Origin of the sequence: Deinococcus sp. Arct2-2, assembly GCF_004801315.1 — a bacterium.
Lineage (GTDB): Bacteria > Deinococcota > Deinococci > Deinococcales > Deinococcaceae > Deinococcus.
The window spans coordinates 60553-72822 of the sequence record NZ_SSNW01000016.1 but is presented as its reverse complement, the minus strand read 5'-3'; the positions used below and the strand labels follow the sequence as shown (position 1 = coordinate 72822).

The following is a 12270-nucleotide window of genomic DNA, read 5'->3' as shown; positions in this document are numbered from 1 at the left end:
GGGGGAATAGAATTTGTTGATCCCCCACTCTACTCTTTTTAATCGGAGTCCGTATAACGGGGGGGTTCACCTTCCACCTCAATACAACAAGGCAGAAATCAGAACCTCACACCCACCTAATCCACTCCGGCTGCCCTGATCGGCTCTCCCGCCCCCCCGCCCCGTTTCCGGGTCTTCTGCTGCGCTCCGTTCTCTTTGGCAGCCAAGCCCAACCCCAATTTGCGGGTCAGGGCCGCCAGCTGAATCAGTTCTTCAGGTGTCAGAATCGTGAACAGATCGTGGATACCGCGCACATGCTGAGGCAGCACACTTTCTATCAGGGCTTCTCCCCCCGGCGTCAGCGACACGTTCACTACGCGCCTGTCGACTGGGTCGCGGTCACGGCGCACCAGTTGGTCACGCTCTAGGTTGTCTATGACCATCGTCAGGTTGCCGCTAGAGCGCAGGATTTTGTCGGCCAGTTGGCGCTGGCTCAGCGGGCCAAGGTGATACAGCGCCTCTATGACCCCAAATTGGCTGATGGTGAGGTCGTAGGCGGCCAAATGGCGGTTGGCAGCCACTTCTACAGCGTGTGCGGCACGCCAGAGCTTGATGTACGCCTCTAGCGCCCGGCGCTCCTCGGGCGTTCCAGAGTAACGGGTGGGCATATATGGGCCATCCTCAGGGTCAGCGGCCAGAAAATCAAGCCGGAATGTCCGGAAGTGCAATTCCAGTTTGGCTCTTGTCAACTAAACGAAAACTAAAAAAGAGGCTGGCAACGCGGAAATTCAACGCGGCCAGCTTCTTTTTGGGCTTGATACAAACCGGGCTTAAGCTTTTTGGCCTGCCCGGTATTCTTCCGTTGCCAACCGGATACAGGTCGCTACTGCTTTCATGGCCGTCAGCACTTCGGCTTCGGGCGGGCGGGTGGGAGCGAGGCGGATATTGCGCCCGGTGGGGTCTTTGCCGCCCGGATAGGTGGCCCCGGCGGGCGTCAGGCTCACTCCGGCCATGTCGGCCAACTGCACCACCCGCGCCGCCACAGGTTCTGTGGTGTCGAGGCTGATGAAATAGCCGCCTTTGGGCGTTGTCCACGTGGCGTACTCGCCCGACTCGCCCAACTCCTGCGCCAGCGTGCTGTATACCGCCTGAAACTTGGGCGCGATCAGGCGGGCATGGTCTCGCATCAAGCCCTCAAGGCCGCCCTCGTACTGGGCCAAAAAGCGCACGTGGCGGGCCTGCTCCAGCTTGTTGGGGCCGATACTCTGGGCGTTCAGGTACTTGGTGGCCCAAGCGATGTTGTCTTCGCTGCTGCCCACAAAACCGAGGCCGCCGCTAGCAAACGTGACCTTGCTGGTGCTGGCGAACACGAAGGCGCGGTCAGGAAATCCGGCGTCGCGGCACAGCGTCACAAAATTAACGGGCGCGTCTTGGTCGGTGTCCGAGAGGTGATGCACGCGGTAGGCGTCGTCGGCAAAGATGGTGAAATCTGCCGCCGCCGCCTTGATTCCGGCCAGTTTTGCCGCTTTGGCCGCGCTGATGCTTTCGCCGCCCGGATTGGAATAGGTGGGCACGAACAGCACGCCCTTGACCGAAGCGTCCCGGCCCGCGATCCGGGCAATGGCGTCTACGTCGGGGCCGTCGGGCTGCATCGCCACAGTTAGCAACTCGAATCCCAGCGTTTGCAGCAGCAAAAAGTGACGGTCATACCCCGGCAGGGTCACGATCATTTTGGGCTTCTGGCTGTCCAGCAGCTTCACCCAGCCGCCGGTGCTGCCGCGCACGCCGTGCAGCAAGGCAAAACTCAGCAACAAGCCTTGCAACTCTAGACTGGAATTATTCCAGACCAACACGTTTTCGGCCTTCAGATCCAAGTAGGCCGCAAACAGCGCCCGCGCACTGGGCAGGCCGTGTACGCCGCCCGGATAGTTGCGGAGGTCTAGGCCGTCTTGGTGCGTATCGGTTTCGCCCAATGCAGTCAGCAGGCCGTTCGACAGGTCAAAATCGGCGTCGCTGGGCTGCCCGCGCTGCATGTTCAGCTTCAGCTTCTGCGTTTGCAATTCTGCATAGGCGGCCTGTGCCGCTGCCAAGCTGGCTGGAATGGTCGCGTCCGTTGTCATGCCCCTAGGGTAACGGTCTGAGGGCCGGGGTGCAGCGAGTTATGTAGGGCGGCCCAGCGCAACTGAACACCCGGCAGAGGTATCGCCCTAATTTTTGTTAATATTCTTACATCACCTCACGAACGGCGGGCCTATGCTTCTCGGCGCGTCCACCCAAGGGCGTGTCACTTGCGTCTATTCGTTCTGTCCTTTTCCGTTCCTGCCCACCCTTTTCCTCCCGTCTTTCATTCTGTCGCCCCGTGCCGATTGCCCCAAGCCGTCTGCGCCGCGCTGCCCCTCAACAGGAGAATTCCCAATGCAATACGTAGTGTCTCGCCCCAGAGTCGGTGTGTTTATCGACACGCAAAACCTGTACCATTCCGCCCGCGATCTGCTGGAGCGCACCGTCAACTTTGAAACGCTGATGCGCGTGAGCACCGACCACCGCGAGTTGGTTCATGCCATCGCCTACACCGTAGAGCGCGAGAACGAGGCCACCGCCCGCCCCTTCATCTACAAACTCTCTACGCTGGGGTTCAAGGTGCGCCGCATGAATCTCACGCTGCACCACGTCACCGAGGGCGGCAAGGCCATTTATGAGGGCAACTGGGATATGGGCATCGTGGCCGATATGGTGCGCCTGTGCGATCACCTCGACATCGTGGTGCTGGGCAGTGGCGACGGCGATTTTACCGACATTGTGGAAGTGCTTCAGGAGCGCGGAAAACGGGTCGAAGTGATTTCGTTCCGTGAGCATACGGCCCAAAAACTCATTGACGCCGCAGACCGCTTTATGCACCTGCCTGACATCGAAGGCGGCCTGATGCCTGCCCGCCAGAAGCCCGCCCGCGCCGAAGAAACGCCCGCGCTGGAGCCTTGATCATCGTTCTCTGACATGCCTGATCCTCACCTTGACCCGGACGACGTGTTGGCGCAGCTGGCCTTCACTCTGCCGCCAGAGCGTATCGCCCAATCGGGCGCAGAACCCCGTGATTCCTCCCGCCTGATGGTGGTGGGCGAGGGAATAGAGCATCTGCTCTTCCGCGATTTGCCCAACTTGCTGCGCCCCGGCGATCTGCTGGTCTTCAACGAAAGCCGCGTGATTCCGGCCCGAGTGATGGCCCGTAAGCCCATACAGAACGGCTTCGGCGGCGGGCAGGTGGAAGTGATGCTGCTGCGCGAGGAATACGGGACTGATTTAGGGCCGCACATCTGGTCTGCCTACCTGAAACCCGCCAAGCGTGCTGGCCCCGAACTGCTGCTCGGCCCACCCGACGCCCCCCACCGTGGCGAAATCGTGGGCCAACTGGACGACGGCGCACGCCTGTTGCGCTTTGAACACGACATCAAGCCACACCTCGACACCATCGGGCGCTTGCCGCTGCCGCCCTACATCGACGCAGGCGACAACGACGAACGCTGGCGCGAACGCTACCAGACCGTGTACGCCCGCGAACCCGGCAGCGTGGCGGCTCCCACGGCGGGCCTGCATTTCACACCCGAACTGCTGGCCCAACTGGAAGCAATGGGCGTACAGCGCACCGCCATCACCCTGCACGTCGGCGCGGGAACCTTCCGCCCTATTTCCGGCAGCGTGGCCGATCATGTGATGCACGCCGAGCGCTATTCCATCAGCGCGGCAACGGCGGGGGCCATCAACACGGCCAGAGCAGCGGGCCGCCGCATCGTGGCTGTCGGCACAACCACCGTGCGGGCGCTGGAAAGTGCGGTGGACAAGGCTGGACTGGTGCAACCGGGCGAAGGCGACACGCAAATTTTCATCACCCCCGGAACGCCCGTGCGCGTGCCCGATCTGCTGATTACCAACCTCCATCTGCCCGGAAGCACCTTGGTGCTGCTGGTGGCGGCGTTTGCGGGTGTAGAGCGCATTCAGGCCGCTTATGCTGCCGCGCTGGATGGGGAATATCGGTTCTATTCGTTGGGTGACGCGATGATCTTGGAGCGCGGCGGGCTGTAAGTGGATCGGGGAGCTGTGAAAAGAGTCTGTAGACTTGTTTCCAAAGTTATTGATTCCTGTACGACTGAGCAACAGCCAAAGATTGCCCCTTAAAGCGGGCATAGAGCGTTGAAGCCGCGTGTAAACCCCCCAGTCTGCTGTGCAGCCAGCCCCCCTCAAGGGGAGCGCAACAGCCCTTGTCCTCCCCTCTCAGGGGGGCGTTGCGTGAGCAACGGGGGGTTCACCTTCCAGCTCCGTGCCTGTCCAGTGTTGCCCAACTGAGCAGGAATCAATAAGCGCTGAAACCCTAATATTCCTGCCCACCCGCGCTTTTCCCACGTTCCACGCTCCACCCTCTACACTTCCTTCCGCACACTCACCCACGCCGCTTCCCGCACAAATCCCAGCCGCTCATTAATGCCCAGCATAGGCGCGTTGATGCTGTGATTCCCGGTGCGAACATGGGTAAAACCGCGTGCCAGTGCAGCACGTGCCGAAGCCAGCTTAAGGGCGTAGGCGACGCCGTGACCCCGCCAGTGGGCCAGCACGCCAGTCAGTCCATTGCGGAGTGTGTGCGGATGCGCCGGGCTGACCAGATACAGCTCATTCACGCCCACCCACTGTCCGTCCGGGGCCACTGCCACAAATAAGCCCACTGGATCAATTGCATCCACGATCCGCAATTGCCACGTTTCGAACGGCCACACCTTGACCGGAGACGTGCTGGGCACATCGCGCAGCAGGGCGGCAATCAGGGTGTACAGCCGGAATTGCTGTGCTTCGTCAAACAGCCCTAATTCGATAAGGGGCCGAATCTGGATTCCGGCAGCCTGCGCCTTCTGCTCCTGCCCGGCAAAGGCGGCGAAGTCCAGTTTCGTCAGATCAAGGGTGCTGCTCCACATCCGGTCATGCTCGCGGTAGCCGTGCGATTGCAGAAGCGCCAGTTCCCACCAGTCTTCCCGCGCACGGCTCAACAGGGTATGTGCGCCGGATTCGGCAGCCACCGCTTCGGCTCTCGCCAGCAGGATTTCTCCCAAAGTCTTGTGGCTGGGCAAAATACACACAGACAAGCTCAGCCAACCGTCGTGCGAGTCGCTACGGGGCGTATCCACTTCATACAGGCCCACCCACACGCCATTTTCTTCTATCACCCCGCGCTTATGCACCTCGCTGGGCAAGTGGCCCCGCTCCAGCCGCTCCAACTCGGCGGCGGTGGTAGGCGCGTCGGGGTGGGCGGCGCTCAGCAATTCGGCCAAGCAATTCAAGTCTGTCGGATTTGTCCAAGCTAATTCGGGCGGTAGGTCAACCATGCACCAGCACAGCACGGCCCCGGCCTCCGCACATCCGCCATTCGGCTTGTTCTGCGTGGCCTGTCCGACATCTGCGAACCTGCCTCATTCCAGCCTTCTATACTCAGTCTATGAGCAATCCAACACCTGTGCCCAGCAGCAACCCGCTGCTGAACGTCGGCTTCCGCATTCCCTTCGATCAGATTCGCGCCGAACACGCCGAAGAGGCCATCGACATGCTGATTGCTGCCACGCAAACCCGCTTAGATCATCTGGCGGCGGCGGGCGAGCGCGGCTTCGAGGGTTTTATGGCCGATCTGGACGACCTGACCGCCCAACTGCAAACCGCCAGCACCATCGTGTATCACCTCGACAGCGTGATCAGCGACGAGGCGTGGCAGGCCGCCAAAAAAGCCATCATTCCCAAAGTCAGCGAGTTTTATACGCAGCTCAGCCTGCATCCCGGCCTGTGGGCCGCCGTGAAAGCCTACGCCGACACCGACGCGGGCCGCGCCCTCGATCCCGTGCGGGCGCGTCACCTGAAACTGACCATCGACGAATTCCGGCGCGAAGGGGCCGACCTACCTACCGAGCAAAAAGACCGCTTGATGGCTCTGAACACCCAGTTGGCCCAGATCACCAACGAGTTTTCTAAGAATGTGCTGGATGCCACCGCTGCCTTTGAGTTGTACGTGTCTACCGAACGCTTGGCAGGCGTGCCGCAACGTGTGCTGGACGCTACTCGCGCTGATGCCGAAGCGCATGGCAAAGAGGGCCACCGCCTGACGCTGCATATGCCAGTCGTGGAACCCATCTTGACCTACGCCAATGACCGAGAACTGCGCCGCGAGTTGTGGGAGGCGTCGCAGAGTACAGGCGTGCAGGAGGGCCGCGACAACCGCCCCCTAGTGCGCGACATTCTGAAACTGCGCCGCGAGCAGGCCCGCTTGCTAGGCTTCCGCGACTTTGCCGACTACGTGCTGGAAGACCGCATGACGGGTGGGGGAGACGTTCCCCTCAAGTTCCTGCGCGACCTAGAGGCCCGCACCCGCCCCGCCTTCGAGCGCGAGAACGCCGAACTGGACGCCTTCTACCGCCAGCACACCGGAGCCGACGCCCCCGCGCTGATAGGTTGGGACATCGGCTACTGGGCCGAAAAACAGCGTCAAGCCGAATACGATTTCGACGAAGAAGCCCTGCGCCCTTACTTCCCCCTTGACCGCGTGATGAACGGCATGTTCGACATCGTGACCCGCATTTTTGGCGTGACGGTCAAGGAATCGAGCGCCCCCGTCTGGCATCCCGAAGTTCGCTTTTACGATATTCAGGACGAATCGGGCACCCACATCGCCAGCTTCTATACCGACTGGTTCCCCCGCGACACCAAACGCAGCGGCGCGTGGATGAACGGCCTGATCACAGGTGGGCCGCGTGAGCAAGGTGTAGAACCCCACTTGGGCCTGATGTGCGGCAATATGACGCCCCCCAGCGGCGACACGCCCCCCCTGCTGTCTATCCGCGAAGTGGAAACCGTGTTCCACGAATTCGGCCACTTGCTCCACCATGCCCTGTCTCGCGTTCCCGTTCGCAGCCTCAGCGGAACCCGTGTGGCATGGGATTTTGTAGAGTTGCCCAGCCAGATCATGGAAAACTGGGTGGCCGAACGGGACGCCCTTGACCTGATCGCCTCGCACTGGCAAACCGGGGAACCCCTGCCCGCCGACCTGTTTGACCGCATGACCCGCGCCCGCAACTTCCGCGCCGCCAACACGTCTATGCGCCAGTACTCGTTTGGCCTGATGGATCTCACGCTACACGTCGAATTTGACCCGGAAGGCAGTGAAGACCCGATGGCGGTGGCCCGTGACGTGATGGCCCGGTTTTACCCCTACCCGCTGGCCGAAGACTACGCCCGTGCCGCACAATTCGGGCATCTGTTCAGCAGTCCGGTGGGCTACGGCGCTGGCTACTACTCCTACAAATGGGCCGAAGTGCTGGACGCCGACGCCTTCTCGCGCTTTGCCGCCGAGGGAATCTTCAACCGGGACACGGGCCGCGCCTTTGTAGACGCCGTGCTGAGCCGGGGCAACAGTGCTGAGGCTGCCCAGCTCTATCAGGAGTTCATGGGACGCGGCCCAGACCCCGACGCCTTGCTGCGCCGCAGTGGATTGTTGGGGGCATAAACCTTAGTTCTAAGAGGCGGTGTTGCTCAGTGCAGCGCCGCCCTTTCTCATCCCTGCACCCTAGTTCCTCACAGCCCGCACACGCCCCCAGCGTTTAGAATCCCTTCACATGCTTAAGGTTCCTTTTTGGCACGGCTTCCGGCACGTTCTGGGCCTTTTCGCGGTGGTTGCCTCTGCCACAGCAGTTGCCCAGACCTCCGCAGAATCGCAGTTGCTGGCCCGCCTGAATCAGGTGCGGGCGCAGGGCGTGATTTGCCCCGGCACGGGCCGCCGCCCAGTGGCCGGAGCTTTGGCCTTTAGCAGCACACACGCGCAGGCGGCCCGCATTCAGGCCAATTACATGACCTCCAGCGGGCGCATTACGCACACGGGCGCGGGCGGGTCGACTCCCCGTATTCGGGCCGCCAGTACGGGCGTTAATGCCGTCAGCGTCACCGAAATCATTTTTATGGGCACAGGTCTGAACCCGGAAGCGGCCATTCAGTGGTGGCTGCATTCTCCCGTCCACTGCTTTTGGATGAACGAGGCCCGTTACACCCACGCCGGAGCCAGCATCGTGCAGGGAGCGCGGGGGACTTCATATGTGGTGGTGCTGAGCAGTCAGCCGCGTTGAGGGGTAAGTACAGCGCTCCAAAAGTTCTGACGGTTGAGCTTCCGTTGTGGCCCCCTCACCCGTTGCTTCGCAACACCCTCTCCCACAAGGGTAGAGGGATCAGAACTGACCAAACGCTGTGGTAAGTGGAGGGCGTGAACGTATTCTTTTGCTCTTGACCTTCCCACTCACCACTACCTACTGACTACTCACGGTTTTAAACTCCCAACGGCACATCCACGCCCAACTCCGCCAGCACCGTCCGAATGGCCTGCGCGTCTATGCCCGATCTGGCATGGACACTTTCCACGGTGGCGTGATCCTGAAACTCGTCGGGGATGCCCAGTACGCGCACCGGCACAGTCAGGCCCATGTCGCTCAAGGCTTCCAGCACTGCGCTGCCGAACCCGCCCAGTACGGTGTTGTCTTCTACGGTAATCAGCGTGCGGGCACTCCCGGCCACTTCGCGCAGCATCTCCAAGTCCAGCGGCTTCACGAAACGGGCGTTGACCACACCTACACCCGGCAAGTCGGCGGCGGCTTTCAGGGCGTATTCCAGCGCCTTGCCGCCCGCCAAAATCACCACGTCCGTCCCCGCCTGCACGCGCTCCCAAGTGCCCCATTTCAGATCGGGCCAAGTCCCTTCCGGTACGCGCTCGGTGTTGCCGCGTGGGTAGCGGATAGCAAAGGGGCCGGGGCTTTCCTGCGCCGCCTTCAGCATCCCGCGCAACTCGGAGGCGTTTTTGGGCAGGCCCACGCGCACGTTGGGAATGCTCCGCAGGAAGCTCAGGTCGAAGACGCCGTTATGTGTAGAGCCGTCTGCGCCCACGATTCCGGCCCGGTCTATCGCAAAGGTCACGTTCAGATTTTCGATGGCTACGTCGTGCAACACCTGATCGTAGGCCCGTTGCAGGAAGCTGGAATAAATCGCCACGATGGGCCGCATGCCTTGCAGGGCCATGCCCGCCGCCGTTGTGACGGCCACGTCTTCGGCAATGCCCACATCTAAATACCGCTTGGGGTGCGCCTTGCTGTAGCCCACTAGGCCGCTGCCCTCACGCATGGCAGGCGTAATCACGAAGGTTCGGGGATCAAGTTTAGCCAGTTCGGTTACGGCGTCGCCAAAGGCCGCGCTCCAAGAGTAGGTGGGCTTGCCACCCGCCGTTTTGGACAAGTCACCTGTAGCCGGATCGAATTTGCCGGGGCCGTGCCAGTAGATCGGATCGGCTTCGGCGTAGCTCAGGCCTTTGCCTTTGCGCGTCACCACATGCAAGATCGTGGGGCCGTCAAGGTCTATCAGGCGCTCCATCAACCACACCAATTGGCCCACGTTGTGGCCGTCCACTGGCCCCACGTAGCGCACGCCCATCGCCGCAAACGGATTCACGCTGGCCGGATCAAAGAAATGGCGGGTGCTGCTCTTGGCGCGGCTCATCAGGTCGGCCAACGGCTTGCTCACGGCCTGCATCGCCTTTTTACTGGCCCCCTCGCCCTCCTGAAACCACTTTTGCACCTGAAGGCCGCGCATGAATTTGCTCATGGCCCCCACGTTTTCGCTGATGCTCATTTCGTTGTCGTTCAGCACGATCAGCATCTTGCGCTGCACGTCCCCGATGGTGTTCAGGGCGGCCAGCGCCATGCCCCCGGTCAGGCTGCCGTCTCCGATCACGGCGGCCACCGTGTAGTCCTCACCCAGCGCGTCGCGGGCCATCGCCATGCCCAGTGCGTTGGCGAGGCTGGTGCTGGCGTGGCCTACCGTAATCGCGTCGTGTTCGCTCTCGCTGACCTTGGTAAAGCCCGACAGCCCGCCTTCCTTTTTCACCGTGTGCATCTGCGAGCGCCGCCCGGTCAGCATTTTGTGGGCATAGGCCTGATGACCCACATCGAACAAAATGCGGTCACGTGGCGAGTTCAGCACGTAATGCAGGGCCACGATCAGGTCGGTTGCGCCGAGGCTACTCGCCAAGTGCAGCCCGCCCACCGAGCAGACCCGCGTAATCTCGTCGCGGAGTTCCTGCGACAGCGTGGGTAACTGCTCCCGCGACAGGCGCTTCAGGTCGGCGGGGCTGTTCACGCGGTCTAGCAGCGGCGTGAGGCTGGACGCGGGGGCCAGAGCCAACTGAGCGGGGGCTAACTCTGCGGGGGCGGGTTGTTCGGGCGTGCGGGTCATGGTTGGCCTCCAGTGGGGGCGGTTGCAGGGGGACTCACTGCTGGGCTGGCAAAATTGCGGGCGGTGAGCAGCAAGGCTTCGGGCGTGCGGATATCGCCCACATAAGGGGTAAACCAGATCTGCTGCGCCGCTGGAAACAGACTGCCCAACTCGCCCGAAATTTGCCGCGTGATCACCCACACATCAAAGCTGCCGCCGGGGGTATTTACGCGGCGACGGTCTTGCACGTCGTAGCGGTAGCGCAGCAGGCCCTCCGATTGAACTTTGCCGTCATCGCTCCTCACGCGGGCGGTGGTCGTGCCCTCCCAACTCAGGCCCACGCGCCACGCACCCTCGGCGGGCGCTTCCGTCCACGCCGGAGTCAGCGTGACCGTCACACCGGGTTTGCGAAATCCCAACAGTTTTACGCCCCCACTGCTGATCAGTCTGTACCACGTCTGGTCGGCCCCGCGCCCAAGCAGTTGGAAGGCCAGCGCCGTTTGACCCTCAAAGACCGTTGGCCCCAACGTTCGCAGCAAATACGGCGTGCTGGCGGTGCTTTCACCTTCCGGCACATACGTCCAGTTCAGGCCCGTTTCCTGCGGATAAAAGGAAATGCTGGCAGGCACGGTGCTGGACTGGACTGGCGGCGAAACCCGTGCTGGAGCAGGCGCACAGGCTCCCAGCATCAGCGTGCCCAACAGCAGGGTTGGGGCCGCCAAACTCCATACGGCAGAAGAACGAATTGGCATACGGCCAGATATGGCCTTCAGGCTAAAGCGCGGCATCCCCAGCATTCTGTCAGCATTCATGGCGTTCCGTCCTTTGTCGCCCACATTGTGTGCTTCGGGGCCGGGTCAGGCGTCCCCCAAAAGCGGGAGGGGGCTGGAGCGTGAAGGGTAGGTCAGGTTGGGGTGCGGTTGCGATTCTGCCAAACCCCCCAGTCTGCTTCGCAGCCAGCCCCCCTTAAAGGCGAGCGCAAGAGCTTTTAGTCCTCCCCTCAAGGGGGGGCGTTGCGCCAGCAACGGGGGGGTTCACCTTCCAAATTAGATTGAAGTCTGCGTGTAAACCCCCCAGTCTGCTTCGCAGCTAGCCCCCTTAAAGGGGAGCGCAAGAGCTTTTAGTCCTCCCCTCAAGGGGGGGCGTTGCGTCAGCAACGGGGGGGTTCACCTTCCAAATTAGATTCCAACCAAAAAAGAGGCGGCAACCTCCATCGTCGCCGCCCCTTGTTCCCTGCGTACTGCTTAAGCTCTGTTTGATTACAAGTCTGTTTTACTCAAGTTCTGGCCGCCCTGCACTTTGGCTTTCAGGGCAGACATCGCGTCGTCCAAATCCTTGTCGCGGCCCAAGTCTTTCAATTGGGCGTCAAAGTCGTTGTCTTTGCGGAGGTCGCCCATCGCCTTGTTGCGGTCTTCCATCCCCGCCACTTTTTCTTCCATGCTCTCGAAGGCGTCCATTGCGCCGCCCGCTTTGTCGAAGCCCGACACGCGGTCAAGCGTCGCACCAGCTTGCGCGGTGCTTTGGCGTGCGGCCAGCAAGGTCTTCTTGGATTCCATCTCGTCAATTTTGGCTTCCAGCGCACGCAACTGGGTTTTCAGGGCGTCTACGGTGCTGCTCTGTACGGCCACTTGCTCGCCAAATCCGGCGGCGAGGTCTTTGTGGTTCTGGGCGCGGCGCAGGGCTTCGCGGGCCAAATCTTCGCTGCCGCCGCGCAGGGCTTCTTCGGCTTTTTTCTCGTACTCGGCGGCCAGTTTGCGGTTGGTGCTGGCCTCGCGGTCAAGCTTGGCAGTTTGGCTCATGGCTCCGGCCACTTCGCTGCGGGCGTCGGTGTAGGCGGCCCGCATATCTTGTAGGGCTTGCTCGATAATTTTGGTGGGGTCTTCGGCCTTGCTGATCAGGTCGTTGACGTTAGAGCGGAGCAAGCGGGACAAACGGTCAAGAATAGTCATGGTGGTGCCTCCTGAGGGTGATGTAGTGAAGATAGACCGCTGAATGTGGTGAGTAGCCCGGCTATCATTACGC

10 protein-coding genes are annotated in these 12270 nt (G+C 61.6%); 4 read left to right on the top strand and 6 right to left on the bottom strand.

Going from position 1 to position 12270, the window contains the following annotated elements; translation table 11 throughout:
- Nucleotides 1–116 precede the first annotated feature (116 nt).
- Together E7T06_RS09290 and E7T06_RS09285 are read right to left on the bottom strand one after the other, a co-directional pair.
- Entirely contained in the window at nt 117–647 is a 531-nt protein-coding gene (locus tag E7T06_RS09290; RefSeq protein ID WP_136365553.1) for a MarR family transcriptional regulator, read from the bottom strand.
- Between the two features lie 162 nt (nt 648–809).
- Entirely contained in the window at nt 810–2099 is a 1290-nt protein-coding gene (locus E7T06_RS09285) for an aminopeptidase (RefSeq protein ID WP_136365552.1), read from the bottom strand.
- A 295-nt stretch (nt 2100–2394) separates the two neighbouring features.
- Between E7T06_RS09285 and E7T06_RS09280 the strand changes: the two genes are divergently transcribed.
- Together E7T06_RS09280 and queA are read left to right on the top strand one after the other, a co-directional pair.
- Nucleotides 2395–2958: an NYN domain-containing protein gene (locus tag E7T06_RS09280; protein ID WP_136365551.1), complete on the top strand. Its 564-nt coding sequence runs from the start codon at nt 2395–2397 to the stop codon at nt 2956–2958.
- A gap of 15 nt (nt 2959–2973) precedes the next feature.
- The gene (gene queA / locus E7T06_RS09275) at nt 2974–4056 is read left to right on the top strand and encodes a tRNA preQ1(34) S-adenosylmethionine ribosyltransferase-isomerase QueA (RefSeq protein WP_136365550.1); all 1083 of its coding nucleotides are present in this window, start codon (nt 2974–2976) and stop codon (nt 4054–4056) included.
- A 335-nt stretch (nt 4057–4391) separates the two neighbouring features.
- Here queA and E7T06_RS09270 read toward each other — a convergent pair whose 3' ends face one another.
- On the bottom strand, nt 4392–5291 hold the full coding sequence (locus tag E7T06_RS09270) for an N-acetyltransferase (protein WP_240740935.1): 900 nt from the start codon (nt 5289–5291) through the stop codon (nt 4392–4394).
- A 164-nt stretch (nt 5292–5455) separates the two neighbouring features.
- Between E7T06_RS09270 and E7T06_RS09265 the strand changes: the two genes are divergently transcribed.
- Complete coding sequence (locus tag E7T06_RS09265; RefSeq protein WP_136365548.1) at nt 5456–7507, top strand: M3 family metallopeptidase; 2052 nt, start codon at nt 5456–5458, stop codon at nt 7505–7507.
- 109 nt (nt 7508–7616) lie between these two features.
- Nucleotides 7617–8120 carry a CAP domain-containing protein gene (locus E7T06_RS09260; RefSeq protein ID WP_136365547.1) on the top strand — a complete coding sequence of 168 codons (504 nt, stop codon included), beginning with the start codon at nt 7617–7619 and terminating at the stop codon, nt 8118–8120.
- A 196-nt stretch (nt 8121–8316) separates the two neighbouring features.
- On the opposite strand, the gene dxs is transcribed toward E7T06_RS09260, so the two are convergent.
- The 3 genes from dxs to E7T06_RS09245 all read right to left on the bottom strand — a co-directional run bounded on the left by dxs (nt 8317) and on the right by E7T06_RS09245 (nt 12197).
- Nucleotides 8317–10269: a 1-deoxy-D-xylulose-5-phosphate synthase gene (gene dxs / locus E7T06_RS09255; RefSeq protein WP_240740934.1), complete on the bottom strand. Its 1953-nt coding sequence runs from the start codon at nt 10267–10269 to the stop codon at nt 8317–8319.
- Nucleotides 10266–11060: a hypothetical protein gene (locus E7T06_RS09250; protein ID WP_136365546.1), complete on the bottom strand. Its 795-nt coding sequence runs from the start codon at nt 11058–11060 to the stop codon at nt 10266–10268. The genes dxs and E7T06_RS09250 overlap by 4 nt, the downstream gene beginning before the upstream one ends.
- Nucleotides 11061–11507: 447 nt before the next feature.
- Nucleotides 11508–12197, bottom strand: coding sequence for a PspA/IM30 family protein (locus E7T06_RS09245; RefSeq protein ID WP_136365545.1), 690 nt, complete (start codon nt 12195–12197; stop codon nt 11508–11510).
- Between the last annotated feature and the right edge of the window lie 73 nt (nt 12198–12270).